The organism is Mycolicibacterium cosmeticum (assembly GCF_000613185.1).
Taxonomy (GTDB): Bacteria; Actinomycetota; Actinomycetes; order Mycobacteriales; family Mycobacteriaceae; genus Mycobacterium; species Mycobacterium cosmeticum.
On the sequence record NZ_CCBB010000001.1, the window covers coordinates 1150931 to 1175964 of the forward strand.

Genomic DNA, 25034 nt, shown 5'->3' on the forward strand with positions numbered 1-25034 from the left:
TCAGTAATCCGATTCGGCGGCCAGGATCTCGGCCAGGAAAGCGTCGGGGGCCGGACCGGCGAGGCGTGCCCGCGCGAACGCGCGCAGGCGGTTGCGGACCTCGCGGTTGTCACCGGGACCGGCCGAATCGCCGACGGCGATCACGGCCGACGACCAATCCCGGTCCCAGGCAGCAGATTCCGTGATCGGGAGGGCGATGGTCGCCCGCCCCTGCGCGTCCAGCACACCGTCGGCACCGTCGAACCGCACCGGTATCCCGCTCGCCGGCCCGATCAGCTCGGCGCGCATCTCGACACGCACCGCTCCCGCCGTGGCGGTCACCGCCCAGGACACGGTGTCCTCGGCCGCGTCGAACACGCCGGGCGGTACCGCGCTCCACGGGATGGACGCGGTGCCCGACGCGACCGTGCCCGGCCGCTGGGCCCCGGCCGCGCCGGCGGCCAGCGCATAATCCTGCTGCCTGCGCTGCGCCGGAATCTCGTCCAGGTCAACCCAATCGGCCACCGATGCGATGAGCGCCGCCACCCGCGGGTCGCCGTCGGCCAGCAGGGCCGCCAGCGCCGGGCGATGCGGCTCGAGCAGGCCGGCCACGTCGGAATCGAAGGTGTCGCCGGCGAAGAACTCCTCGGCCGCCGCGGTGAGCGCGGCGATCTCGACATCCAGCAGCGCCGCGTCGAGTCCGGCGATACCGTCGCGCACACTGGCCGGCCACCAGCGGCGCAGCCAGTGCCCCAGCGCCAGTCGCCGCAGCGGAGCCAGCGCGGCGGCGGCCCACTCCACATCGACGAGGTCCAGCGCGGCCGCCGTGTGGGCCGGCCGTCCGGTGAGTGCTTCGACGACGCTGACATGGCCGGTCTCGCCCAGCACTCGCCACAACCAGTCGGCGGCGGCCACGTCGGTGAACGTGACGGCAACCGGCGTCTGCGGGTCGTCGACGGTCCAGGCCAGCACCGCGCCCGCGACCTCGAGGACGGCGACCGCGGGTGGTGCGGCGGCCGGCCGGCCGGTGGTCCACAAACCCTGTTCGGCAACGAGTCTCATTGCGCCGCCGCCAATTCCAGCATGGCCTTGATGCGCTGCCGGTGATCCAGGCTGACCGAGCGGGCCACGCCTTCCAACAGGGCACGGACGTCGTCGACATCGGCGCAGGATTCCTGCCACACATCGCGGCCGTGCAGGCGGGCCCACAGTCGGCTCAGGTAGGGCCTGGCGAAGGCGGCCAGCTCGTCGGTGACCTGTTGCTGACGCGGATGCAGCGCGGCATCGGCGGTCAGGTAGCGGCGCGCGTGCAGCACATAGGCCTCTTTGCGCAATCGGGCCTGGATCTGTGCCGCCAGCCGGTAGCGCGGCGCGGCCTCCTCGCTCAGCGGCGCCAGTTCGACGGCCACCTCCACCCCGGCCACCAGGGTGGCCTGCATGTCCTCGGCCAGCAGACCCCACGGCGCACACGCCCGGTCCACCTCCTCCGCACACAGCGTGGGCACGTCGGGCAACTCGTCGCGGTCGAGCGCACGCCGCAGCGTGGCCCGGACCCGGTCCACCACACTGCGGTCGAGCGGACGGTCGCCCTCGGACCCCCCGTTCACCGGTGGCGGCGGTTGCGGCACAGTCGAACTCAGGCCGATGTCGACGATCGACCAGGGCAGCTGCGGATCCGGGCCGTGTGCACGCGCGCCGAGATTGTACGGCGTGGCGTCGGCCACCAGCGCCGTCCACACCCGCTGCCGGGCCGCCTGCGCCGAATGGCCTTCGGCGTCACCGAGAACGGTGGCCAGACCGGCCAGAAACGGCGCGGTGATGGCTTCCGACGGACGCACATCGCGCCAGCTGCGCTGCAACTGCATCGACAACGCCGCCATCGCGCCGGCGTCCGTCACGTAGCGGTTGAGAACCTCGATGGCGGTGCGGTCCCGATCGCCGTGCACACCGCGCAACACCCGCTCGGCGGTCTCCGACAGGTCATCATCCCCTTGCCCCGGTTCACCATTGGTGACGGCCAGCTCGAAACACACGGGGAAGTACAGCTCCTGGGCGTTACCGGTGGTCAACCGCAGCCGCCGGCGGTGCGCCTTGAGTACCGCGAACCACCCGGCGGTTGCGCGCAGCCGGCCGGCGTGGGCCAGGATCAGCTGGTGCATCTCGTCGGCCACCTCGGCGGTGACCACCGGTGTCGAGTACTGCGGATTGGACCGCAGCCGCAAGACCAGCGGATCCAGGATGCGCTTGACGGTCCGGCTGAGGGGTCCGCCGTCCTCGGCGCTCAGCACCTCGACACCCGGGCCCAGCGCCCGCCAGGCCCGGTCGATCACGGCGCGGCGCGGCGCGGACGCCACGGCAGCGGCGGCATACTCCGTCGCTTCGCTCGCCCCGGTGCCAACTCCCGTCGCTTCGCTCGCCCCGGTGCCAACCCCCGTCGCTTCGCTCGCCCCGGTCACCATCGCCCCAGGATAGGGTGCGCCGGCAAAACTTGGGTTCGGTAGCAGGCGGGCAGCCCGATGCTGGTCAGCATGTTCGAAGTCATGATGCTGGTGCTGCTGATCGTCGCCGGCGCCGCCGCGGCCGGACTGCTGGCCCTGGCATTCCTGCGTCGCGCCACCGAACCGGCAGCGGAAACCGATCCCGCGGCCGCCGAACGACTCATTCGGCCCGACGAGATCACCGCGGCGCGAGCGACGTTCGACCGAATGCTGCTCGACAAGGGATTGGTCACCGACACCCAGCTGGAACTCATCCGGCACGGCACCAGGAGTCACGGCGTGGTGACCGCGTCGCAGCCGACCGGCACCACCCGCGAAGACCACCGCGAGGTGGTGCTCGATCTGATGGTGCGCAAACCCGAGGGCGGCCAATTCCCGGCTCATGAGACGGCCTTGATTCCGGTGACCGCGCTGGACCGCATCTGCCCTGGCAGCATCGTCGACGCCTACTACCGCCGCGGCGACGAGTCGGCGGTCGCGGTGTGCGTGCCACCGGCCTGAGACAGGGCGAAGGTCGCCAGCGCGGCCCAGTACACCGGACTGGCCGAGATGTCCCCGCCGCGCCAGCGGCGCATCTGTGCGCGTTGCCAGCGGTTCACCGCGCGGGCGGCCGCCGCGACGGACTCCTCCTGGTGGGCGGTGTCGACCGCGGCGATCACCTCACCCATCGGATCGGCGTCATCGGCGGGAGTGGCCGGGTGCGCGAACCGCCGGTAACCGGCGGTGGTGGGCAGCGACCACAACGTGGCCGTGACGATCTGGGCGCCACCCAGCACCATCGCGGCCACCAAACCGGTGGCCTCGTCGAACCGGTAGTCGCCGCCGGAGGCACAGGCCAGCAGGGCGACCCGGCACGGGATCACCAGGTCGGCGGCCATCAGGTCCGCCGCGGTGAGGGGTCGGTGGTCCCCGATCGGCTCGGCCAGACCCGGCATGCTCGCGCGGCACGCCAGGTGCAGGGCCGCCCGGTCGGCATGCCCGAGATCGCCGTCGGCGACGCTGGCATGCCCGACGAACACCAACCGTCCCGGACGCTGCGCGAGCATGCCTGCCAGCCAGCCGCGGTCGACGTCGGTGCGCCGGAACAGTTCCACCGCGGTGTCGACGCGCGGCAGCACCGGTTGCCGCTCCAGAACACCCGCATAGTGGCGGGCCAGCAGGGTGTCCGGGGCCGGACGGCCCAGCACCGACCCCAGGGTCGAGTCCGGGCGCTGGCCGGGCACCCGCGGATCGAGGATCAACAGCGGATCACCGCCCGCGGTCGGCGCGGTGGCGCGGCGCGATGCGGCGATATTCGTGGGTACCGCCATCAGCACGTCGACCAGTTCCATCAGCCGGTAACCCTCGGTGAGTTCGGCGGTGACGGCCTCGGTGCGGCCCGCCAGTACGTCGTCCGCCGTCGGGAACGACGCCGGCTTGGCCAGCAGGCTCCACGGCACGCGGCCCAGGCGGGCACTCGGTGCGACGAAGAGCTCGGCCCGCGGCGAGGTCACGCATTCGGTCAGCAACTGCCAGGCGTTTTCGGCGATGAGCAGCACGCCGAGGCGGTAGGCCAGCGACAGCTCTGTCGACGGTGCGGTGAAGGCGCCGTCCGAAAGCGCGCGCGCCAACCCCTCGAGCGGCGTTTCGTCGTGGCGGGGGTCCGGGAGTGCCGCGGCGAGTTCATCCAGTGCGGCAACGAGAATGTGCTCGGCCACCACCCAGGTGACGGTCCGCTCGGGCTGTCCGACGATGCGCAGGCTGGCATAAGTGGCGACACCGACGTCGGCGTAGCGCAACACCAGGGTGAGCGGTTCGGTCACGGCCAGGTGGCCCATTCGGCTTCGAGCGACGTGACGGTGATCCCGTAACGCTGGTGCGCGAGTTCACGGTAGTGCGCCAGCACCGGCGCGGTGGTCGGATCCATGCGCAGCGGCGGCAGCGCGCCCAGCCGCGTCAGCGACCCGCCGGCCACGGATACGGGTCCGGACGCGACCAACGCGTAGTCGTCCGCCTCGTCGACGGGCACCGCCGCGGTCGCGGTGTCCGCCCAGTCCACCGCGTGTATTGCCGCCGGCACGCTGAGTGTTCCTCGGGCGCAATGGTATTCGATGAGTTCGCTGACCAGCGTGGTGTTACCCCATTCCCAGGCCACGGCGAACGCCCCGGCCAGCAGCCGCGCCGAGACGTGGGTCGCCCATCGCATCCGTGCGTCGGCGTCGGCGATGGCGTACCGCACCGTGTCGACCGCCAACGCGGCGGGCAGTTTGAGTTCGGCGGCCTGAGCGAACTTCCGATCGGCGTGCGCCGGGTCGGCCAGTGCCTCGGCACGCAGGATCGAACCCAGGTGATCGTCGAGCCGTGCGTACTGCAACCAGGTGTGCCGGGGCCAGCCGTCGAGCAGCGCACGCGCGGCGTCGGCTCGGTCGGTGGCCGCCGCGAAGTCACCACGAAGGATATCCACCCAGCTGCGCTGCAACAGGATTCGGTGAATGTGCAGCGGCTTCTCCACCTCGCGCCAGTGCCGCTCGGCATGGCCGAACCGTTCGTCGGCGTCGTCGAGGGCTCCGACCGAGAGGCTGATCAGCCCGAGGTACAGCCAACTGCGCGAAACGTCGTGGGCGCGGGCGTGCTCGGCGATCACCGGATAGGCGCCGTGCACCAGATCCTGCGCGCGAGCCCGATCCCCGGCCGCCCACGCCGCGGTGGCGCGCTCCAATTCCGTTCTGGCCGTGGCCAGGTGCCATGCGCGCGCCTGCGCTCGGGCACCGGCCCGGCGCAGCCAGGGCTCGGCTTCGGTCAGCCGGCCCGTCTCGACACAGAACCGGCCGTAGCCCGTCGCGGCCAGGACTCGCAGGCTGTCGTCGAACTCGGTGCCGTCACCTGGCCCGTCGAGGGCATCGAACACCTTCTCCCACAGCGGAAGTGACTGCACGTGCAGATCGTCGTCACACAGGGCGACCGCGCACAGGATGCGGGCATGGGTCACCAGATAGGCGTGCTCGGCGGCCAGATCGTCGAATGGCGCCGGATCTTCGACCAGTGACTGCAGGGCCACGGCCGCCGCCTCGTGCTCACCGTGGGCGGCGGCCAATCCGGTCTGCAGAAACCGGGTACGCCGGGTGTAACGGCAGACCATGTGGTCGATCTCGGTGTCGGTCATGGTGGTCTGCGCCGAGAGATCGGGTCGCGTGCCGGCCCGGATGTCCCGATAGATCCGCAGGCAGTCATCGATGCGCTTGACCGCCTCGACCACCCCGTCGTAGGCCGTCCGCACCAGGTAGAGCTCGCCGAGCTGGGCGAGAACTTCGAGCATCAGGTCATCCCTGTCCGCCGCCTCGATGGGTGCCATCAACGACAGCAGCAGCTCTTTGGCACCGACTTCATCGGAGGCGAAGGCCAACGAACGAGCCCGCTCCAAATCGTCGGGTATCGACATCGCGCCATCATAAAGCGGCAGCCGAAGGCGGCGGGCGCAGTGCGCCCGCCGCCTTCGGGGTTGATCCCGTCGGTACCCGGTCAGTTGCAGGAGACCTTGATCTCGAACTTCTTGCTGATCATCCCGGCCATGGGGTTCTTCAGGTCGGCGCCGGTGGCCTCACCGGTGATGGTGTAGGTGTTGCCATCCACCTTGACGTCGGCCGAACCGGAGCTGGCACCACCCATCGCGGCCACGGCCAGCGCATTACCGTCCACCACCAGGCCCAGCGATTCGACCTTCGGGGTGGCCTCATCGGTCATCACGACCCCCAGACCCTGCTGGCCGCCGATCGCACCGCTGGCGATGTTGATCTTGCCGCCCTGCTTCACGCACGTCACGGTCTTGACGTCCAGGCCGGCCAGGTCCTGGCCCTCGACCTTCACCTCGGTGCTGCCACCGGTGCTGACCTGGGTGTTGCCGTTGCCCGCGTTGGCCGCGGGAGTGCTGCCCTTGTCGTCCGAGCAACCGACCAAGACCGCGGCCGCCGCGATCATCCCGATGCCGGCGACCAATACGCGATTCTTCGTCATTTCCCTTGAGTCCCTTCGTCTCGCCCTGCGCCCCGGTGGCGCGGCGTAAGGCAAGTAGATGCGGCCGCGATTGCTACCGATCCCAAACTTTGCGGTGGGTATCGTGACGATATGGCCGATGACCAGCAGCCTTCCCCGCCCGATCCGGAGTACGACGCCGGCGGAGTGCCGACCTTCGACGCCGTTCGGGAGAAGATCGAGACCCGGTTCGGCACCGCGATCGGCGCCGCCGAGCTGGCCGAGGAAACTCCCGAGGGCCGGTCGGTGGCCGAGCAGTACGAACGGCGTCAGGAGGCGGCCGCCGAGCGGCTCCGCCAGATCAGGGAGTCGATGGGACAGCCGGACGCCCGTCCGGAAGAGCCCAGTGACGGCTGAGCGGACGTTCGGCGTCGAGGAGCGGCGCGCCCGGCTGGCCCGCCGACACTTCCTGGCCCCGCAGGGCGGCACCGCCGAGACCGTCACGGCGGCCCTGGTCGGCTTGCACGCCACCGATCCGGCCACCCCGTATCTGTCGTTGTGGGCGCGGGTGCCCGAATTCACCCGCACCGAACTGGATGACGCCCTCTACGAACGTCGTTCGCTGGTCAAGCACCTCGCGATGCGCCGGACGCTGTGGGTGGTGCGTGCCGCGGACCTGCACACCGTGCAGGCGGCATCCAGCGACCGGGTGGCCGCCAACGAGCGGCGCAAGCTGATCGCCGATGTGGAGAAGGGCGGCATCGCCGCCGACGGGGCGGCTTGGCTGGACACCGCGTGCGCCGCGGTGCTCGAGTATCTGGACGAACACGGGGCCACCAGTGCGGCCGAATTACGCGCGGCGCTGCCCGAGTTGGCGGGCAACTACGATCCGGCGCCCGGAAAGTCTTGGGGCGGAGCGACTCCGGTGTCCCCTCGGGTGTTGACGGTGCTGGCGGTGCGCGGCGATATCGTGCGCGGTCCGAACACCGGCGCATGGACGGTGTCCCGGCCGCGCTGGGCGTCGCGCACATCGTGGCTGGGTGCCGGCGCGACCGCCGACGCCGATGCGGCCAGCGCCGCGTTGGTGCAGACGTGGCTGCGGGCGTTCGGCCCGGCCACGGTCGCCGACGTCGCCTGGTGGTTCGGCCACACCCTCACCTGGACACGGAAGGCGCTGACCGCCGTCGGCGCCGTCGAGGTCGACCTGCACGGGACCCCGGGGGTGGCGCTGCCCGACGACCTGGAACCCGAACCACCCGCCGAGCCGTGGTGCGCGCTGCTGCCGGGCCTGGACGTCACCGTGATGGGCTGGTTCGACCGGGAGTGGTACCTGGACGGCCACCGCGAGCAGGTGTTCGACCGCAACGGCAATGCCGGTCCCACCGCGTGGGCCGACGGCCGGGTGGTCGGCGGCTGGGTGCATGGCGCCGACGGCCGGGTGCAGCTGCGGCTCACCGCCGACGTCACCAAGGACACCCTGAAGGGGTTGCAGCACAAGGCCGACGAGTTGACCGAATGGCTGGACGGGGTGCAGGTCAAGCCCCGGTTCCCGTCCCCGCTGACCAAGGGCAGTTGACATGGCGCTCACGGCGGCAGCTACTCGCACATTCCCGCCATGAGCGCCATGTCAACGCGTGCTACGCGCTGACCTTGCGCCGCTTACGCGCCGGGGCGGGTGCCGGTGCCACTGCCGGCGGGTCCAGCATTTCGGCGAGGAACTGCCCGGTGTAGCTGCCCGGCGTCGCCGCCACGTCTTCCGGGGTGCCCTGCGCAACGACGGTGCCGCCGCCCGCACCGCCCTCGGGACCCATGTCGACGATCCAGTCCGAGGTCTTGATGACGTCCAGGTTGTGCTCGATGACGATGACCGTATTGCCCTTGTCCACCAGGCCGTTGATCACCCTGAGCAGTTTCCGGATGTCCTCGAAATGCAGACCGGTGGTGGGCTCGTCGAGAATGTAGACCGTGCGCCCGGTGGAGCGCTTCTGCAGTTCGGCGGCCAGCTTCACGCGTTGCGCCTCACCGCCGGACAGCGTCGGCGCGGGCTGCCCCAGCCGGACGTAGCCCAGCCCGACGTCCACCAGCGTCTTGAGATACCGGTGGATCGAGGAGATCGGCTCGAAGAACTCGGTGGCCTCCTCGATGGGCATGTCGAGCACCTCGGAGATGGTCTTGCCCTTGTAGTGCACCTCCAGGGTCTCCCGGTTGTACCGGGCGCCGTGGCACACCTCGCACGGCACGTAGACATCTGGCAGGAAGTTCATCTCGATCTTCAACGTGCCGTCACCCGAACACGCTTCGCAGCGGCCACCTTTGACGTTGAACGAGAACCGGCCCGGCTGGTACCCGCGCACCTTGGCCTCGGTGGTGGCGGCGAACAGCGTGCGGATCTTGTCGAACACGCCGGTGTAGGTGGCCGGGTTGGACCGCGGCGTGCGGCCGATCGGCGATTGGTCGACCCGGACCAGTTTGTCCAGCTGGTCGATGCCGTTGATCCGGGTGTGCCGGCCCGGCACCTGCCGGGCCCCGTTGAGCTTGTTGGCCAGCACCGTGGCCAGGATGTCGTTGACCAGGGTGGATTTACCGGACCCGGAGACACCCGTCACCGAGGTGAGCACCCCGAGTGGGAAGGCCACGTCGACCTCTTTGAGGTTGTGCTCGCGGGCGCCGACCACGGTGAGTTGGCGCTTGCGGTCCACCGGCCGGCGGATCGCTGGCACCTCGATGCTCTCTTTGCCGGAAAGGTAAGCGCCGGTGAGTGATTCGGTGTTCTTCAGCAGATCCTGATAAGTGCCGCTGTGTACGATCCGGCCGCCGTGCTCGCCGGCGGCCGGACCGATGTCGACCACCCAGTCGGCGTGGGCGATGGTGTCCAGGTCGTGCTCCACCACGATGAGGGTGTTGCCCAGGTTGCGCAGCCGGACCAGGGTGTCGATGAGCTTGCGGTTGTCGCGCTGGTGCAGCCCGATGGAGGGCTCGTCGAGCACATACAGCACGCCGACCAGGCCGGAGCCAATCTGGGTGGCCAGCCGGATGCGCTGCGCCTCGCCACCGGACAGGGTGGCCGCCGCGCGGGACAGCGACAGGTATTCCAGTCCGACGTCGAGCAGGAAGCCCAGCCGGGACTGGATCTCCTTGAGCACCTGACCGGCGATGGCCTGCTCGCGCGCGCCCAGGGTCAACGCGTTGAGGAAGTTCGCGCAGTCGGCGATGGACAGTTCGGCGACCTCGGCGATCGACTTGGCCCCGTAGGTACCGGCGGCGAGGGTGACCGCGAGGATCTCCGGCTTGAGCCGGGTGCCCGCACATTCCGGGCACGGAATGTCGCGCATGAAGCCCTCGTAGCGTTCCTTCATCTGCTCGGACTCGGTCTGCTCCATCCGCCGCTGCAGGAAGGCCAGCACGCCTTCGAAGTCGGCGTAGTAGGACCGAGTGCGCCCGTACCGGTTCTTGTACCGGACGTGCACCTGGTGGTCGGAGCCCTCCAGGATCGCCTTACGCGCCTTGGCCGGGAGCTTCTTCCACGGGGTGTTGACGTCGAACCCCAGCTCCTCACCGAGGCCGGCCATCATCCGGGTGAAGTACTCCGAGGTGTGCCCCATGGACCAGGGCGCCACCGCACCCTCGGCGAGCGTCAGCTCCGGATCCGGGACGACGAGTTCCGGGTCGACCTCCTTCTTGATGCCCAGGCCGGTGCATTCGGGGCAGGCGCCGTAGGGCGAGTTGAAGGAGAAGGACCGCGGTTCCAGGTCGTCGACGGCCAGCGGGTGCCCGTTGGGGCAGGCCAGCTTCTCCGAGAATCGCTGTTCCCGGTGCGGGTGGTCGTCGTCGCGGTCGACGAATTCGAGCACGACGATGCCGTCGGCCAGGCCGAGTGCGGTCTCCACCGAGTCGGTGAGCCGTTGCTTGCTGCTGGCTTTCACGGTGAGGCGGTCGACCACCACCTCGATATCGTGCTTCTCCTGCTTCTTCAGCTTGGGCGGGTCGGTCAGCGGGTGCACCACACCGTCGACCCGGACCCGGCTGTAGCCCTGTGAGTTGAGCTTGTCGAACAGGTCGACGAACTCACCCTTGCGGGTGCGCACCACCGGGGCCAGCACCTGGAAGCGCAGGCCCTCGTCCATCGCGAGCACCTGGTCGACGATCTGCTGCGGGGTCTGCCGGGCGATGCGCTCACCGCAGACCGGGCAATGCGGGGTCCCGGCCCTGGCGTAGAGCAGGCGCAGGTAGTCGTACACCTCGGTGATGGTGCCGACGGTCGAGCGCGGGTTGCGGTTGGTGGACTTCTGGTCGATCGACACCGCCGGGGACAGACCCTCGATGAAGTCGACATCGGGCTTGTCCATCTGGCCGAGGAACTGCCGGGCGTAGGCCGACAGCGACTCGACGTAGCGACGCTGCCCCTCGGCGAAGATGGTGTCGAACGCCAGCGACGACTTCCCCGATCCCGACAAACCGGTGAACACGATCATCGCGTCGCGGGGCAGGTCAAGGTCGACGCCGCGCAGGTTGTGTTCGCGCGCGCCCTTGACGACTAGACGGTCAGACACCGATTTTCCTCCTGAGGACAGAATTCACAGCCATGCTAGGTGTACCCACCGACAAGACGTAGCCAAGCTGGAGCCACCCGGGGTCGGGCCGGATAGCGTGGGCAGGGTGAACAGTCCACACAGCCTCGTCAGTGACGACTACACCGGCCACCTCGACCCCGGGACGGCTGCCCGGCGCACCCTGCCCGCAGCCACGATCATCAAGGCCTCGGTCGGCCCGATGGACAACAACGCCTACCTGATCACTTGTTCCGAAACCGGGAAAACCCTGCTCATCGACGCGGCGAATGACGCCGACCGGCTCGTCGAGCTGATCAGGACACACGCTCCCGACATCTCTCTCATTGTGACCAGTCACCAGCATCCCGACCACTGGCAGGCACTGGAAGCCGTGGCGAAGGCCACAGGGGCACCGACCGCCGCGCACGCGCTGGACGCCGAACCGCTACCGGTGCGGCCGTACCGGATCCTGTCCGACGGCGACACCGTCCCCATCGGGAACCTCACCTTCGACGTCATCCACCTGCAAGGCCACACCGAGGGGTCGGTCGCACTGGCGCTGCGCGGTGCCGACTCCGACGTGACCCACCTCTTCACCGGGGACTGCCTGTTCCCCGGCGGGGTGGGCAAGACCTGGAAGGACGGCGACTTCGAACGGCTGCTCGGTGACGTCAGCACCAAGCTGTTCGACCGCTATCCCGACTCGACGGTGGTCTATCCCGGCCACGGCGACGACACCACGCTGGGCGCCGAACGCCCGCACCTTGAGGAGTGGAAGCAGCGCGGCTGGTAGACGCGCTGCGTTCGGGTCATGTCCAGGCGACCGGCAACCGTTTGATGCCGTGGATGAACGCCGACCGCAGGATGGCCGGTTCGGCGATCGCGACGATCTCGGGCACCCGTAACCGCAGTTCGTCGAAGAGCACCCGGATCTCGCGGCGGGCCAGATTGGCACCCAGACAGAAGTGCGCGCCGCCCGCACCGTAGCCGATCTGCGGGTTCGGATTCCTGGTGACGTCGAACCGGTAGGGGTCGGCAAACTTCGTCTCGTCGCGATTGGCCGACGCGTACCACATGGACACCTTGTCGCCGGCCTTCATCGAGATGCCGCGCATCTCGATGTCCTCGGTCAGGTTGCGGCGCATGAAGATCAGTGGCGATGCCCACCGGACGATCTCTTCGACCGCGGTCGGGGCGACGGTGTCGAAGTCGTCCCACCAGATCTGGCGCTGTTCTGGATAGCGGGTCAGCGCGACCATGCCGTGGCTGATCGCATTGCGGGTGGTCTCGTTGCCGGCCGCCGACAGCAGGATGAAGAACGAGGCGATCTCGGCGGAGCTGAGCCGTTCCCCGTCGACTTCGGCCTGCACCAGGTTGGTGGTCAGATCCTCTGCCGGTCGAGCCCGCCGAAGCTCGGCCAATTCCATTCCATATGTCGCCAAACTCGTTGACACCTTGAGGATTTCGTCGTAGTCGCCGGACACTTCGTCGTCCCCGGCGCCGAGCAGCACCGTGGTCCAGTGGAAGACGTCGGCCTCGTCCTCTTCGGGAATGCCCATCAGGTCACAGATGATCTGCAGGGGAAGCTGCCCGGCCACCTCGGCCACGAAGTCCGCTTCGCCATCTGGGTGCCGGTCGATCATCTGCGCAACCAGCCGCCGCGCCCGCTCGCGCACGCTGTCCTCGATGCGGGCCACCACCTTGGGTGTGAACGCGCGATTGACGATCCCCCGCAATCGCAGGTGTCGCGGGTCGTCGAGCGTGATCATCGACCCGAAGAATTCGGCGATCTCGGCCGGCACATCGGACAACGAGGTGCTCGTCGGGCTGGAACTGAAGATTTCCGGATGGCGGCTGGCGTGGCGCACATCCTCATAGGTGGTGAACGCCCAGTGTCCGGCGCCGGACGGGAACCCGGCGAATTCCGGCACCGAGAAGAAGGTGATCGGCGACTCACGACGCAGGGTGGCGAAGGCGCCGTCGCGGTGGTCGTCGTCCCACTCCCAGAACTCCAGCGAGCCGAGGTCGATATCGGCCAACGGCACCTCGGGCGGCGGTGCGCCGTTCCGGCGGGGCGCGATACCGGTATGGCTGAGTGTTGCGGTCATGGCTCGACCTCCCTCATGGCCGAGTGTGACACCGTGCGCATCGGGATGTCGCCGATTCGCCGACTCGGAGCTCGGCGACCGCCTGTTCACCGAACGGGCTCGATGGCGTCGATGGCGTGGCGCCAGTGCCCTCCTCATCGAAACCGACTCCCGGCGTGCCGAATTCGGGATCGTGAGTTTGTAAAGGTGGCGTAGAGCTGCGAAAGGCCCGGCGCGCGAGCGCCGGGCCTTTCGCGGGCGGTATCAGGACGTGTGCACGATGAGGACGTCGACCTTGGAACGGCGCGCCACGTTGGCCGGCACCGAGCCCAGCAGCCGGCCGGCGATGGTGGACAGGCCGACGTTGCCGACCACCAGCAGGTCGGCCCCGGAATCGTTGGCCAGGTCGACCAGCGCGTCGACGGGCGCTCCGACGATGGCCTTTTCCTCGATGTCGGTGGCTCCGGCCACCTTGGCCCGGTCGCTGGCCTCCTTGAGGATGGCGTAGATGGGGGCGTTGCCGGTCATCTTGTAGCCCTCGTCCTTCAGGACGTCGGCGGCGTGGTGGTCTTCACTCTGCGGGAAGTATGCCGTCGCGACGATCAGCTTGGCCCCGGCATTGGCCGCGATCTCTCCTGCGCGCTCCACGGCTCGCAGTGACGAATCCGATCCGTCCGTGCCGACGACCACGGTCCGATAGGCGCTCATTCATGCCCTCCCAGTCTCAGAACCTTCTCCATAGCTACGCCACCCGAGACAGTAACCCTTTGCTCGACGACCGGGGGCGCGATTCGCGACACCCGGCGCGCCGGTCACCGGCCCGGCGGCGCCTTTCGAGTACCGATGGTATCGGCTCGCCGCCCGGATCAGGCATTTTGGTGACGCAGGACATGCCCGTACCGGGCCGCGGACGTGACCGAGGTCAAACCGTCGGCACCCGTTGTGCGGACATCACAGCGGCCCTCAATGTCGTTCGCCGCGCCGGTGTTTGGGCACCGCACCGGTGCGGGCGGTGACGCCGGCCGCACCGGTACCGGAAGGTCCTGTGCCCCAGCGGTAATGACCCGACACAGCATCGACTGGACCGGCACGGGTGGGGGTATTACGGTTGCGCCCTACAACCTGAACGGGGGTCGACCAGGTGGAACTGTCCCTGCTCACGCGGCGGGAACCGGCTACGCTGCTGCGTTCCGGCCGCCTGGACGGGGTGCTGGTGGCGGTCTTCGCGATAGCCGTGAGCGCGGCCGGAGCCGCGCGGCCCTCGTTGTGGTTCGACGAGGCGGCCACCATCTCGGCGAGCACGCGCACCATCCCGGAGCTGGTGCGCCTGCTCGGCAATATCGACGCCGTGCACGGCGCGTACTACCTGCTGATGCACGGCTGGTTCGCGGTGTTCCCGGCCACCGAGTTCTGGTCCCGATTCTCCAGTTGCCTGGCCGTCGGGCTCGCCGCCGCCGGTGTGGTGGCGCTGGGCAGGCGGTTCGTCGGTCGCTCGGCCGCGGTCACCGCGGGTGTGGTGTTCGCGATCCTGCCGAGGGTGACGTGGGCCGGTATCGAGGCACGGTCGTATGCCCTGACGGCCGCCGCCGCGGTGTGGCTGACGGTGCTCCTGGTCGCAGCGTGCCGCCGGCCCCGCCTGTGGGTGGCCTATGGCGCCGGTTTGGTGCTGGCCGCCGTGCTCAACGTCTTCATGGTGCTGCTCGTGCTGCCGCACGCGGTGTTCGCCGCGACGCTGCGCGACCGCCGGTCCACCGCGGCGTGGGCCGGTGCCGCCGCCGCCGCGGTGCTCACCGTCGCGCCGTTGTTGTTGTTCTGCCGCACCCAGATAGCGCAGGTGCGGTGGATCTCCCCGCTGTCGGCACGCACGGTCGGCGAGATCCTCAAGGAGCAGTACTTCGACGACAGCCTGGCGTTCGCGGTGTGCGCTGGATTTATCCTGCTGCTGCCGTTGGCATTCCGGCGGCTGCGGCCGGCCGAACCGGGGGCACGTCGGCTGCTTCGGCTCTGCGCGGCCTGGGCGGTGCTGCCCACCGCGATGTTGCTGCTGTATTCGATTGTGGCCGAGCCGATTTATTATCCGCGCTATCTCACCTACACCTCCCCCGCGATGGCGTTGCTGCTCGGGGTGAGCATCGTCGGCATCGTGCGGGCCCGGGAGCGCGCCACCGCGGTGCTGGCCGTCCTCGCCGTCGCCGCGACACCGAATTTCCTGATGGTCCAGCGCGGCCCGTATGCCAAGGAGGGTATGGACTTCAGCCAGGTCGCCGACGTCATCACCGCGCACGCCGCCACCGGCGACTGTCTGATCATGGACAACACCACCAACTGGATGCCGGGCCCGATCCGGCCGCTGACCGCGGCACGACCCGCGGCCTACGCCAAGCTGATCGATCCCGGCCGCGGGATGCGCGCCGCCGATCGGAACCGGTTGTGGGACGCGCATCTGGGCATCTGGGGGGTCGCCGACCGGGTTCGCGCGTGCACCGTTCTGTGGACGGTGTCCCAACGCGATCGGGCCGTCCCGGACCGGCAGAGCGGCGCCGCACTGGATCCGGGACCGCGGTTGCGCCGCGCCCCGGCCTACCAGGTGCCCGAGCGGATGGGCTTCCACATCGTGGAGCGCTGGCAGTTCAATTTCGCCCAGGTGGTGAAGTCCATGCGCTGATAGCTCAATACAACTCGGGACGCCGATCGCCGAACAGGTCCACATGCTCGGTGAGCGCCTTGTCGTGGGTGACGCTGAGGTCGACGTCGGCGATCGCCATGCCAGGGCCGGAGCCGACGGCAGAGAGCACCCAACCGTCGGGGGACACCACCGCGCTGCCCTCCGTCCACGCCTGTCCGCGTTCCACCCCGGTGCGATCGCAGCAGGCGACGGCCACCTTGCTGGCCCGGGCGGTGGCCATCGCGTTGATCACCTCGCCGGGGTGTTCACCATCCGGACGGGGAAACAGTGGCCAATTGACCGGTGCGGCAATGAGTTCCGCCCCGGCCAGCGCAACCGGCCTGGTCAGTTCCGGGAACTCCAGGTCGTAGCACACCATCACCGCGATGGCGCCGTGCCGGGTGGCGACCACTTCCGGCACCGCCGCGCCGGGCGTGAAGACCAACTTCTCCCGGTCCCACAGATGCGATTTGCGATAGAAGCCCAGCACCCCGGATCCGTCGAGCATCACCGCACTGTTGTAGAGCAGTCCGTCGGTACCGCTCTCGGCGAATCCGCCGATCACGACGGCGTCACCGGCCGCGGCGATCCACTCGGCGAACGTGTCGGCGGTGGCCGGCCGCGCGAGCGACCGGGCCTCGTCGGCGTCGGCGAACATGTACCCGGAGGTCACCAGTTCGGGTAGGACGACGACATCGGCACCGGCGGCGACCGCGGCGCGGATCTGCTCGACGATCAGGGCGGTGTTGGCCGTCAGGTCGCCGAACACGGGCGCGATCTGGCAACAGGCGATCCGGGTCATCAGCGCAGTGTAGTCACGGCAGGGCGGTACGGGCCTTCAGCGCCAGCCACAGCTCCATGCGGTCGTCGCCGTCGTCCAGGCGCCGCCCGGTCAGCTGGGCGATCCGTTCGATACGGTTGCGAACGGTGTTGCGGTGCACCGACAACCGGGCCGCGGCGGGATCCCACGCCCCGTTGACCCGCAGCCACTGGTCGAGGGTGCGCAGCAACTCCACCCGCTCTCCCGGTTCGAGTTGGTCCAGCGGTGCGAGCACCGCGTCGCCGAATCCGCGCACCGTCTCGGGCTCCCCCAGCGACAACAGCAGCGACACGGTCTCGCCCTCACCCGCGGTGACGACGCGGCCCAGCCGCCGGCTGACCGGAACCAGGGACCGGGCTTGGGCGGCGGACACCCCGAGCGTCTCCGGACTGGTCGCGGCGCCGACGCCGGTGGGCAGGCCCGCGGCGTGGGTGGCCATAGTCTCGGTCAGCGCGGCCAGATCCCAGTGGGCGATCTCGACCGTCGGCCCGTTAACCCGGACCAGCGCACCGTCGAGAGTGGACCGCAGCCGGAAGGCCAACTCCTCGCCGGCGCCCTCGACCACCGCAACATGGCAGTGTTCGCCGGACAGGCCCACGCTGGCCGCCAGTTGTTGGGCGCGTTCGCGTTTGACGCCGGCCCGCAGCAGCTGCCCGAACACCTGCTCGCGCCGCCGGCGCTCGGGCTCGTCGGAGAGCTCACGCCGCTCGCGGTCCACGGCGATCAGCGAGACCAGCACCGTCGACGACGCCCGGGTGGCGGCGTCCATATCGGCGCCCAGCGCGACATAGGCCAGCGGCACCCGGGCGCCGATGGCGTGCACCTCGAAGCCGTCCACCACCGCCCAGCTGCGGCCGTCCATCTGCCCGCAGCTCGTGCGCGCCCGCTCCACGGTGTCCGGGGCAGCACCGGGGCTCGCGGCCACCAGGCCACCCGCGCCGTCACACACCACGCACGGTGTGGTGCTCGTGGTCGCCCAGGCCGACAGCAGCGCGGGCAGCGGCGCGGAGCTGGTCGCCACCGCAGTTAGCCGGCGATTGTTCTCCATGGCCTGTTGCAGGTCGCGCCGCTCCTGCCGGGCGATCGTCTCGAACACCCACTTGGTGACGGCGATGAACGGGGTTTGGTCCGGCACCACCAGCATGGTGATGCCGGCCTGCTCGGCCGCCGCGCGTAACGGCTCCGGACACTCCCGGTACGGCAGGCCGTGCCCGACGCCCAGGGCCAGGGCCGCCACCCCGGCCGCCGCGCACGCGGACACGTAGGCTCGGCAGTCCTCGTCGGTCATCGGCAGCAGCAGGCCGACCGTCATCAACAGCTCACCGCCCTGCAACCAGTCACCCGGGGAGACCAGCTCCGAGACGTGCGCCGAGGTGACCTCGCGGTCCAGCCCGGCCGCGCCGGCCACCACCGCGAGCTGCAGTGACGCCGCCGTGGCGACATCGCGGACGGTGATCACCGCGGGACCGGCCGGTTGTACATATCGTCCAATGCTAATGGGCGGACTGAACAAAATCGCTATGGCATCGGGCTGCCGTTCCGGCGACAGTATGACCAACGCCACACAGGGAGACACGCATGACCATCCCCAGCACCGACCGGTCCGGGACCTTGATCGAGACCCGCTCGATCGACTACGTGCCCGACGACGAACGGCACGGCAAAGTCGGCCACCAGGGGCCGTTCTGGTTCGTCGGCAACTTCCAGCCGTTCACCCTGGCGCTGGGGTTCGTGGGCCCCAGCCTCGGCCTGTCCCTGTGGTGGACCGTCGTCGCCGGGATCGCCGGCATCGCCTTCGGCACGTTGTTCATGGCGTTCCACGCCACCCAGGGCCCGGTGCTCGGGCTGCCGCAGATGATCCAGTCGCGGGCCCAGTTCGGTTACCGCGGTGTGCTTCTGCCGTTGATCGGCACGCTGTTCACCTTCGTCGGATTCAACGTCGTCGACGTGGTGATCATCAAATCCGGCCTGCAGGAGATCTTCGGCTGGAACTCGGTGGCGGTGGCCGTGGTGATCACCGTCGTCGCCGCCGGCCTGGCCATCTTCGGGCATGACTTGCTGCACAAGGCCTTCCGGGTGCTGTTCTGGATCTCGCTGCCGCTGTGGCTGGTCCTGACCTACGGCGTGCTGTCCGGTGACGTCCACGCGACGACGCCGGCCGCCGGTGATTTCACCTGGGTGGCCTTCCTGGCGCAGTTCGGGGTGGCGGCGTCGTACAACATCACCTACGCCCCGTACGTCTCCGACTACAGCCGGTACCTGCCGCGGGACACCAAGCCCTCGGCCATCATCAGCTCGGTGTTCGTCGGCGCCACGGCATCGCCGATGTGGCTCATCCCGCTGGGCGGCTGGATGGCCACCTATCTCGGCGCCTCCGACGCACTGGCGGGCATCAACACCACCGGCAACGCCACCGTGCCCATGCTGGGCAGCGTCCTGGCGGTGGTCTCGACCCTGGTGCTGGTGGCGACCATGGGCCTGAACGCTTACAGCGGAATGCTCACCGTCGTCACCGGTTTGGACTCGGTCCGTTCGGTGCGGCCCACCCGTCGGCTGCGGGTGGTCACCATCCTGGCGTTGGCGGCGGCCTGGCTGGTGATGAGCCTGCTGCTGTCGAACGCGACCGCGGCGCTGAACACCACGCTGCTGATCATGCTGTACCTGTTGGTGCCGTGGACCGCGGTGAACCTCACCGACTTCTTCTTCGTGCGCCGCGGGCATTATGTGATCGCGGACCTGTTCACCCCGGCGGGCGTGTACGGCGCCTGGTCGTGGCGCGGGCTGGTCGCGTTCGCCGCCGGCATCGCCGCCGAGATCCCGTTCGTGGTGCTGCCGTTCTACACCGGGCCGGTCGCCACCGCGATGGGCGACGTCGACATCGCGTTCGTGGTGGGCCTGCTGGTGTCCGGCGTGGTCTACATCGCCGTCACCCGGTCCCTCGATGTGTCCGACGAATTGGCCCGCATCGCCGCCGACCCTTCCCTGAGTGATCCCGCCGACGCCGCCGCGATCGCCGACACCGTTGAAGCGGAGGAAAAATGAGTAACCCCGGCGGCCCCATCGGTCCGATCGACGCCACCCGTCATCCGCGCTACACCGAGCCCGGCACGTTCGCCCGGTTGCCGCGCCTCGACCAGGTCGGCCGTGCCGATGTGAGCATCGTCGGCATCCCGTTCGACAGCGGGGTGTCCTACCGCCCGGGCGCCCGTTTCGGCCCGGGCCACGTGCGCGCCTCGTCGAAGTTGTTGCGGCCGTACAACCCCGCCGTCGACGTCGAGCCGTTCGCCGCTCAGCAGGTGGCCGACTGCGGCGATATCGCGGTGAACCCGTTCGATATCGCCGACGCGATCGAGACCATCGACGCCGCGGTCACCGACCTGCGCAAGGACGGTGCGAAGGTGCTCACCATCGGCGGCGATCACACCATCGCCCTGCCCATCCTGCGCGCACTGGCGCGCGACCACGGCCCCATCGGTGTACTGCACTTCGACGCCCACCTGGACACCTGGGACACCTACTTCGGGGCACCGTTCACCCACGGCACCCCGTTCCGGCGGGCCAGCGAGGAGGGCCTGATCGACATGGAACGGTCCCAGCACATCGGCATCCGCGGCCCGCTGTACAGCAAACACGATCTCGAGGATGACGCCGTGCTCGGATTCCAGGTGATCCGCTCCGACGACTACGAGGTCGACGGGGTGGCCTCGATCGTGGAGCGGATGCGCAAGCGGCTGTCCGGCGGCCCGGTCTACGTGTCGGTCGACATCGACGTGCTCGATCCCGCCCACGCACCGGGCACGGGCACCCCGGAAGCCGGTGGCATGACCTCGCGCGAACTACTCAACACGCTGCGCGGACTGATCGGGCTGGACGTGGTGGGCGCCGACATCGTCGAGGTGGCACCGGCCTACGACCATGCCGAGATCACCGGCATCGCCGCCGCACACGTCGGCTACGAACTGCTCTCCGTGCTGGCCGCCAATCGCGCCTGACCGCGGGCGTGCCGACCGAAAGACCGTGTGGGCGGGGCGGTTTCCGGGTAGCGGCGATGCAACCCGTCGATCAGCCGATGCGCCTCGTACAGTTCCCGGCGCAGATCACCGGCCCGCGGATCCACCCGAGCGGTGCCCCGGGCCCGGGCTCGCCGGTTACGCGCGTCGACGACCTCGAGCTTGTGCGAGATGTCGGCGACCTGATCGTAGAGTGCGGCCAAGAACTGCCGCGCCTGGCTCACGGCCGGGTCCTCCGGGACTTCACGCACATGCGGATCCTCTCATCGATCCGGTCGGTACGCGCGCCGGGGGGTGGCCGATCACCGCTACCGCCGCCCGGATTCCGGACCAGGCACACACCGTGACTTTGCTCGCCGGTGCGCCGACCTGGCAAACCCCGAGAGCGCCGGCGTTGCGGGGTTCAGGCCGGCCGCACCATCGAGAACATCGCGGCGGGGCCGATCTCGGCATAGTCGGCCGGGCCGCCCGCCCGCAGGATCGGGTGGGCCGCCGCGGTCTGATAGACCCCGTCGACCAGATGGTCACGGTCGATGTGCACCGCGACCACCTCGCCCAGCACCAACCAGGTGTCCAGGGCGGTCCCGCCGACGTCCTGCAGACGCGTCAGTTGGGTCAGCCGGCATTCGAAGTTGACCGGGCTCTCCAGCACGCGGGGTGCCGAGACCACCGCCGACGGGACCGGCGTGAGCCCGCCTCGCTCGAACTCGTCCTGGTCGGCGGGCAGGGTGGCGGCGGTCTCGTTCATCTGGGCCGCAAGGTCACGAGTGGCCAGGTTCCACACGAATTCACCCGTGGCGTCGACATTGGCGACGGTGTCCTTCCAGCCGATCGACGAGAATCCGATGATCGGCGGACGGTAGTTGAAGCCGTTGAAGAAGCTGTACGGAGCCAGATTTCGCACGCCGTCGCGGTCCTGGGTGGCCACCCAGCCGATGGGGCGCGGACCGATGATCGCGTTGAACGGGTCGTGTGGCAGTCCGGTTCCCTCGGCGGGACGATAGAAGTGGGCGTTCTGGCCTGCCATGTCTGATGTCTCATTTCCCAGTCGTTCCCAGCTTGCGGGCGGGCGCGGCCGTCAGCGCCGCGCCGCAATATCATGCACCATGAGCGCCGCCGAGAACTGGGTGGTGACCCCGGGGTCGGCGAGGTCGACAGCGCACAGGTGCTCGATGCGGCGCAGCCGCTGCGCGACGGTGTTGGGATGGACCACCAGCGCCGCGGCCGTCGCGCTGCGATCCTGCTTGCAGGCGAAATACGTTCGCAGCGTTGACATCAGCTCGGTGCGGTGGTCGGCGTCGTAGTCGAGTAACGGGCCCAGCGTGCGCCCGGCGAAGGCCGTGAGCTTGACCGGATCGTCCAGCTGCAGCAACAGGCCGACGATCCCGAGATCGTCGAGCGTCACCACCGTGCCGGTACGGCCGGCCTGCAACGCGATATCCAACGCCCCCTTGGCGATTCGGTAGGATTCACCGCCGCCGGCGGGCTGCGAATCGGAGACGGCGACGGTGGCGGTGATCTCCGGCGCCACCCGGGCCATCACCCGATGCACCAGCACGCCGGGCGGCTCATCGGCCGCCGCGGTGTCGGGCCACAGCACCACCAGGGCACCGCCGTGCGTGGCCACCAGCGGCCGGGGCGCAAACGCCGATGCCAGCTGGGTGACCACGGCCAGCGCACGCTGCCACGCCCGCCGCAGCGCCGCCTCACCGGGCCCGGTGACGGTGGCGACGATCGCAACGTGGGCGACCGTGAGGTCATGCCCCAAACGCTGGGCCCGCTCCAGTAGTTGTGGCGATAACGACGCACCACCGGTCAGCACATCGGCCAGCAGTTCGCCGCGCAGCCGCCGCTCCACCTCGGCCGCGGTCTGTTCGCGCAGCAACTCGACCGACACCACGATGGATGCGTGCTCCACCGCCCGAACCTGCAGCGCGTCGAGGGCACCCACCGCACCCGGGAACCAGATCCGGGCAGCCACCTCGTGGCCCAGCCGCACATTGGCCACCAACCAGCCCGTCGCGGCGCCCTCGGCGTCGCGCACCGGCACCACGGTCGCCGTGGAGTCGTCATCCGGGATACCGGAACGGATTGCGGCCGAGGGAAATTCGATGTCGTCGCCGGCACGGGCCAATTCGACCTGGCGCGCGTCGTCGATCAGGACGGCCCGGCCGATCAGATCGCTGAGCGCGGCGGCGATACCGCCGATCCCACCCGAGCGCAGGGTGACCGCCAGCAAGCGCTCGTGGATCTGTTCGGAGCGCGCCAGTGCGTCGCGCTGTTCGCGCAGTGAACCGGTCATGGTGCGCAGCTCGTCCAGGCGGCGCGCCGAGGTGACCGCGATCGCTGCGTGGTTGGCCAGCAGGATCAACCGCTCGATCTCGTACCGGGTGAACGTGTGCACCGAGGCGTAGTAGCCGTTGAGGGTGCCCAGCACCTCGGTGCCGGCCACCAGCGGCACGGCGACGATGGCCCGATACCCCTGGTCGCGGGCGACGCCGGCCCACAGGGCGAACTCGGGTTCGACCCGCACATCCCGGATGGCCACCGGCTCACCGCGGTGGAAGGCCTGGCTGGACGGGGAACCGCTGTCGAGCCGGATGGCCCGGTCCGAATTGACCCGCCGGACGTACTCCTCCGACAGCCCGCTCCAGCCCTGCACCAGCAGCCGGTCCCGGTCCGTGTTCGGGATGAGCACGCCACAGAAATCGAAGCCCAGCAGCGTCCTGGCGGTGTCGGCGACCAGACAGAGCACCTCGGGCAGGTCGGTCTCGGCACTGGCCTCGGCACTGAGGGTGCGCAGGGCGGCCAGCCACGTCACCAGCTCGGCACCCGGCCGGTCCTGGCCCGTCGATGTGGTCACCGACTCAGTGTGCCCCAGGCAGCTGTGTTCCCGTGCACATATATCTGCATCAACTATGTCTGCGAGGACATTGAAGGTTGCTCACGCTGTGACGACACTCATAGCCATGACCTCCGCTACCGTCTCCGACGCCCAACACACGGGACCGCTGCCCCGCGAGTTCCGCGACATCGTCAACCCAGCGACCGGCGAGGTGATCGCGGCCGTTCCCGAACACGGTGCGAGCGACGTCGACGCCGCGGTGGCGCGGGCGCGCGCCGCGTTCGAGGACGGACCATGGCCGGCCATGGTGCGCAGCGACCGGGCCCGGCTGTTGCTGCGGATCGCCGACGCGATCGAGGACGCCAGCGAGCGGCTCTACACACTGGAGGCCCGCAACAACGGGCGGCCGATCACCGAAACCCGGGCACAGCTGTCCCGGGTCCCGGAGTGGTTCCGGTACAACGCCGGTCTGCTGGCCGCGCAGCGCCAGGCCGTGCTGCCCGGTGACGGCCCGTACCTGACCTATCAGCAGCGGTTGCCGCTCGGCGTGTGCGGCATCATCACGCCGTTCAACCACCCGATGCTGATCCTGGCCCGCAGCCTGTCCGCCGCTCTGGCCAACGGCAACACCGTGGTGGTCAAACCGTCCGAGCTGACACCGCTGACCACCCTCGCGCTCGCCGAGATCCTGGCCCACGCCGGATTGCCCGACGGCGTGCTGAACGTGGTCACCGGGGCGCGTGAGGCGGGCCAACGGCTCACCGGCCACCCCGACGTCGCCAAGATCACGCTCACCGGAGGCACCGAAGCGGGCCGCTCCGCCGCCGTCGCGACGGCGTCCCGGTTCGCGCGGATCACCGCCGAATTGGGCGGCAAGACACCGGTGCTGCTGTTCGACGACGTCGACCCGCGCATCGCCGCCGAGGGTGCGGCATTCGCGGCCTTCGTCGCCGCGGGCCAGTCCTGCGTGGCGGGCTCGCGGTTCCTGGTGCAGAGCGGGATCTACGACCAGTTCGTCGACGCGCTCGGTGCCCGCGCCCGCGCCATCCGGCTCGGCGACCCGGCCCTGCCCGACACCCAGATGGGACCGCTGATCAGCGCCCGCCAGCGCGACAAGGTGGCCGCCCTGATCCAGACCGGGCTCGACGAGGGCGCCAGCCTGCGCGCCGGCGGCGGAAAGCCCACCCTGCCAAGCCCGTTCGACAACGGCTTCTTCCTGTCCCCCACCGTGCTCGCCGACGCGACCATGGACATGACGGTGGCCCGCGAAGAGATCTTCGGCCCGGTGGCGGTGGTCATCCCGTTCGACGACGAGCGCGACGCCATCCGGATGGCCAACGACAATCCCTACGGTCTGGGCGCCGGCGTGTGGACCACCGATGTGAGCCGCGCCCACCGCGTGGCCGCACAGATCGACGCGGGCATGGTGTGGGTCAACGACCACCACCGGCTGGAACCGTCGCTGCCGTGGGGCGGCATCAAGGAGTCCGGCTCCGGAAAGGACGCCGGCACAGAGTCATTCGACGACTTCTCCTGGGTCAAGACGATCGTCGTGCGCACCGCGGCCGAACCCGTCGACTGGTACGGCGACCAGCCGCAACGGCGCCTGAACTGATCCGCAGACCCGACACC

21 protein-coding genes are annotated in these 25034 nt (G+C 69.5%); 8 read left to right on the forward strand and 13 right to left on the reverse strand.

Annotated features, from left to right (window positions below; all coding sequences use genetic code 11):
• Both BN977_RS05505 and BN977_RS05510 read right to left on the reverse strand, forming a co-directional pair.
• Positions 1–1041 carry a hypothetical protein gene (locus BN977_RS05505; RefSeq protein ID WP_036396633.1) on the reverse strand — a complete coding sequence of 347 codons (1041 nt, stop codon included), beginning with the start codon at positions 1039–1041 and terminating at the stop codon, positions 1–3.
• Positions 1038–2438, reverse strand: coding sequence for a hypothetical protein (locus BN977_RS05510; RefSeq protein ID WP_051561081.1), 1401 nt, complete (start codon positions 2436–2438; stop codon positions 1038–1040). The genes BN977_RS05505 and BN977_RS05510 overlap by 4 nt, the downstream gene beginning before the upstream one ends.
• Positions 2439–2507: 69 nt before the next feature.
• Here BN977_RS05510 and BN977_RS05515 point away from each other — a divergent pair, with 69 nt between their 5' ends.
• The gene (locus BN977_RS05515) at positions 2508–2978 is read left to right on the forward strand and encodes a hypothetical protein (protein ID WP_036398496.1); all 471 of its coding nucleotides are present in this window, start codon (positions 2508–2510) and stop codon (positions 2976–2978) included.
• Here the strand turns inward: BN977_RS05515 and BN977_RS05520 are convergent.
• The 3 genes from BN977_RS05520 to BN977_RS05530 all read right to left on the reverse strand — a co-directional run bounded on the left by BN977_RS05520 (position 2927) and on the right by BN977_RS05530 (position 6467).
• Entirely contained in the window at positions 2927–4294 is a 1368-nt protein-coding gene (locus tag BN977_RS05520; protein WP_051561086.1) for a CHAT domain-containing protein, read from the reverse strand. The two genes, BN977_RS05515 and BN977_RS05520, sit on opposite strands and share 52 nt — an antisense overlap.
• Complete coding sequence (locus BN977_RS05525) at positions 4276–5895, reverse strand: hypothetical protein (protein ID WP_036396636.1); 1620 nt, start codon at positions 5893–5895, stop codon at positions 4276–4278. The genes BN977_RS05520 and BN977_RS05525 overlap by 19 nt, the downstream gene beginning before the upstream one ends.
• Before the next feature lie 80 nt (positions 5896–5975).
• Positions 5976–6467 carry a lipoprotein LpqH gene (locus tag BN977_RS05530; RefSeq protein WP_036396637.1) on the reverse strand — a complete coding sequence of 164 codons (492 nt, stop codon included), beginning with the start codon at positions 6465–6467 and terminating at the stop codon, positions 5976–5978.
• Positions 6468–6578: 111 nt separating this feature from the next.
• Here BN977_RS05530 and BN977_RS05535 point away from each other — a divergent pair, with 111 nt between their 5' ends.
• Together BN977_RS05535 and BN977_RS05540 are read left to right on the forward strand one after the other, a co-directional pair.
• Entirely contained in the window at positions 6579–6842 is a 264-nt protein-coding gene (locus tag BN977_RS05535) for a hypothetical protein (protein ID WP_024451884.1), read from the forward strand.
• Positions 6832–8001 (forward strand): winged helix DNA-binding domain-containing protein, encoded by a 1170-nt coding sequence (locus tag BN977_RS05540; RefSeq protein WP_036396638.1) that lies wholly within the window; start codon positions 6832–6834, stop codon positions 7999–8001. The genes BN977_RS05535 and BN977_RS05540 overlap by 11 nt, the downstream gene beginning before the upstream one ends.
• 61 nt (positions 8002–8062) lie before the next feature.
• Here the strand turns inward: BN977_RS05540 and uvrA are convergent, their stop codons facing one another.
• Positions 8063–10975 (reverse strand): excinuclease ABC subunit UvrA, encoded by a 2913-nt coding sequence (gene uvrA, locus BN977_RS05545; protein WP_036396639.1) that lies wholly within the window; start codon positions 10973–10975, stop codon positions 8063–8065.
• A gap of 106 nt (positions 10976–11081) precedes the next feature.
• Between uvrA and BN977_RS05550 the strand changes: the two genes are divergently transcribed.
• Positions 11082–11768 carry an MBL fold metallo-hydrolase gene (locus tag BN977_RS05550; protein ID WP_036396640.1) on the forward strand — a complete coding sequence of 229 codons (687 nt, stop codon included), beginning with the start codon at positions 11082–11084 and terminating at the stop codon, positions 11766–11768.
• Between the two features lie 16 nt (positions 11769–11784).
• Here BN977_RS05550 and BN977_RS05555 read toward each other — a convergent pair whose 3' ends face one another.
• Complete coding sequence (locus BN977_RS05555; RefSeq protein WP_036396641.1) at positions 11785–13083, reverse strand: cytochrome P450; 1299 nt, start codon at positions 13081–13083, stop codon at positions 11785–11787.
• A 243-nt stretch (positions 13084–13326) separates the two neighbouring features.
• Entirely contained in the window at positions 13327–13770 is a 444-nt protein-coding gene (locus BN977_RS05560; protein WP_024451889.1) for a universal stress protein, read from the reverse strand.
• Positions 13771–14203: 433 nt separating this feature from the next.
• Here BN977_RS05560 and BN977_RS05565 point away from each other — a divergent pair, with 433 nt between their 5' ends.
• Positions 14204–15727: a glycosyltransferase family 39 protein gene (locus BN977_RS05565; RefSeq protein ID WP_191262638.1), complete on the forward strand. Its 1524-nt coding sequence runs from the start codon at positions 14204–14206 to the stop codon at positions 15725–15727.
• Positions 15728–15731: 4 nt separating this feature from the next.
• Here the strand turns inward: BN977_RS05565 and BN977_RS05570 are convergent, their stop codons facing one another.
• Together BN977_RS05570 and BN977_RS05575 are read right to left on the reverse strand one after the other, a co-directional pair.
• The gene (locus BN977_RS05570; RefSeq protein ID WP_036396642.1) at positions 15732–16529 is read right to left on the reverse strand and encodes a nitrilase-related carbon-nitrogen hydrolase; all 798 of its coding nucleotides are present in this window, start codon (positions 16527–16529) and stop codon (positions 15732–15734) included.
• Between the two features lie 13 nt (positions 16530–16542).
• Entirely contained in the window at positions 16543–18006 is a 1464-nt protein-coding gene (locus BN977_RS05575; RefSeq protein WP_036396644.1) for a PucR family transcriptional regulator, read from the reverse strand.
• Positions 18007–18125: 119 nt separating this feature from the next.
• Between BN977_RS05575 and BN977_RS05580 the strand changes: the two genes are divergently transcribed.
• Together BN977_RS05580 and speB are read left to right on the forward strand one after the other, a co-directional pair.
• The gene (locus BN977_RS05580; protein ID WP_024451892.1) at positions 18126–19589 is read left to right on the forward strand and encodes a purine-cytosine permease family protein; all 1464 of its coding nucleotides are present in this window, start codon (positions 18126–18128) and stop codon (positions 19587–19589) included.
• Complete coding sequence (speB, locus tag BN977_RS05585; RefSeq protein WP_036396645.1) at positions 19586–20539, forward strand: agmatinase; 954 nt, start codon at positions 19586–19588, stop codon at positions 20537–20539. The genes BN977_RS05580 and speB overlap by 4 nt, the downstream gene beginning before the upstream one ends.
• On the opposite strand, the gene BN977_RS05590 is transcribed toward speB, so the two are convergent.
• The 3 genes from BN977_RS05590 to BN977_RS05600 form a co-directional block, all read right to left on the reverse strand.
• Positions 20500–20808 (reverse strand): hypothetical protein, encoded by a 309-nt coding sequence (locus BN977_RS05590; protein ID WP_036396646.1) that lies wholly within the window; start codon positions 20806–20808, stop codon positions 20500–20502. The two genes, speB and BN977_RS05590, sit on opposite strands and share 40 nt — an antisense overlap.
• A gap of 152 nt (positions 20809–20960) precedes the next feature.
• Positions 20961–21584 carry a flavin reductase family protein gene (locus BN977_RS05595; RefSeq protein ID WP_024451895.1) on the reverse strand — a complete coding sequence of 208 codons (624 nt, stop codon included), beginning with the start codon at positions 21582–21584 and terminating at the stop codon, positions 20961–20963.
• A 51-nt stretch (positions 21585–21635) separates the two neighbouring features.
• Positions 21636–23420 carry a helix-turn-helix domain-containing protein gene (locus BN977_RS05600; protein ID WP_109790080.1) on the reverse strand — a complete coding sequence of 595 codons (1785 nt, stop codon included), beginning with the start codon at positions 23418–23420 and terminating at the stop codon, positions 21636–21638.
• A gap of 106 nt (positions 23421–23526) precedes the next feature.
• On the opposite strand from BN977_RS05600, the gene BN977_RS05605 reads away from it, so the two are divergent.
• Positions 23527–25017, forward strand: coding sequence for an aldehyde dehydrogenase (locus BN977_RS05605; RefSeq protein WP_036396647.1), 1491 nt, complete (start codon positions 23527–23529; stop codon positions 25015–25017).
• Positions 25018–25034: the final 17 nt, after the last annotated feature.

Coding starts and splice junctions, on each gene's coding strand:
- BN977_RS05505 (WP_036396633.1), bottom strand. CDS start 1,041: ATGAGACTCGTTGCCGAACAGGGTTTGTGGACCACCGGCCGGCCGGCC.
- BN977_RS05510 (WP_051561081.1), bottom strand. CDS start 2,438: ATGGTGACCGGGGCGAGCGAAGCGACGGGGGTTGGCACCGGGGCGAGC.
- BN977_RS05515 (WP_036398496.1), top strand. CDS start 2,508: ATGTTCGAAGTCATGATGCTGGTGCTGCTGATCGTCGCCGGCGCCGCC.
- BN977_RS05520 (WP_051561086.1), bottom strand. CDS start 4,294: ATGGGCCACCTGGCCGTGACCGAACCGCTCACCCTGGTGTTGCGCTAC.
- BN977_RS05525 (WP_036396636.1), bottom strand. CDS start 5,895: ATGTCGATACCCGACGATTTGGAGCGGGCTCGTTCGTTGGCCTTCGCC.
- BN977_RS05530 (WP_036396637.1), bottom strand. CDS start 6,467: ATGACGAAGAATCGCGTATTGGTCGCCGGCATCGGGATGATCGCGGCG.
- BN977_RS05535 (WP_024451884.1), top strand. CDS start 6,579: ATGGCCGATGACCAGCAGCCTTCCCCGCCCGATCCGGAGTACGACGCC.
- BN977_RS05555 (WP_036396641.1), bottom strand. CDS start 13,083: ATGACCGCAACACTCAGCCATACCGGTATCGCGCCCCGCCGGAACGGC.
- BN977_RS05560 (WP_024451889.1), bottom strand. CDS start 13,770: ATGAGCGCCTATCGGACCGTGGTCGTCGGCACGGACGGATCGGATTCG.
- BN977_RS05570 (WP_036396642.1), bottom strand. CDS start 16,529: ATGACCCGGATCGCCTGTTGCCAGATCGCGCCCGTGTTCGGCGACCTG.
- BN977_RS05580 (WP_024451892.1), top strand. CDS start 18,126: ATGACCATCCCCAGCACCGACCGGTCCGGGACCTTGATCGAGACCCGC.
- speB (WP_036396645.1), top strand. CDS start 19,586: ATGAGTAACCCCGGCGGCCCCATCGGTCCGATCGACGCCACCCGTCAT.
- BN977_RS05595 (WP_024451895.1), bottom strand. CDS start 21,584: ATGGCAGGCCAGAACGCCCACTTCTATCGTCCCGCCGAGGGAACCGGA.
- BN977_RS05605 (WP_036396647.1), top strand. CDS start 23,527: ATGACCTCCGCTACCGTCTCCGACGCCCAACACACGGGACCGCTGCCC.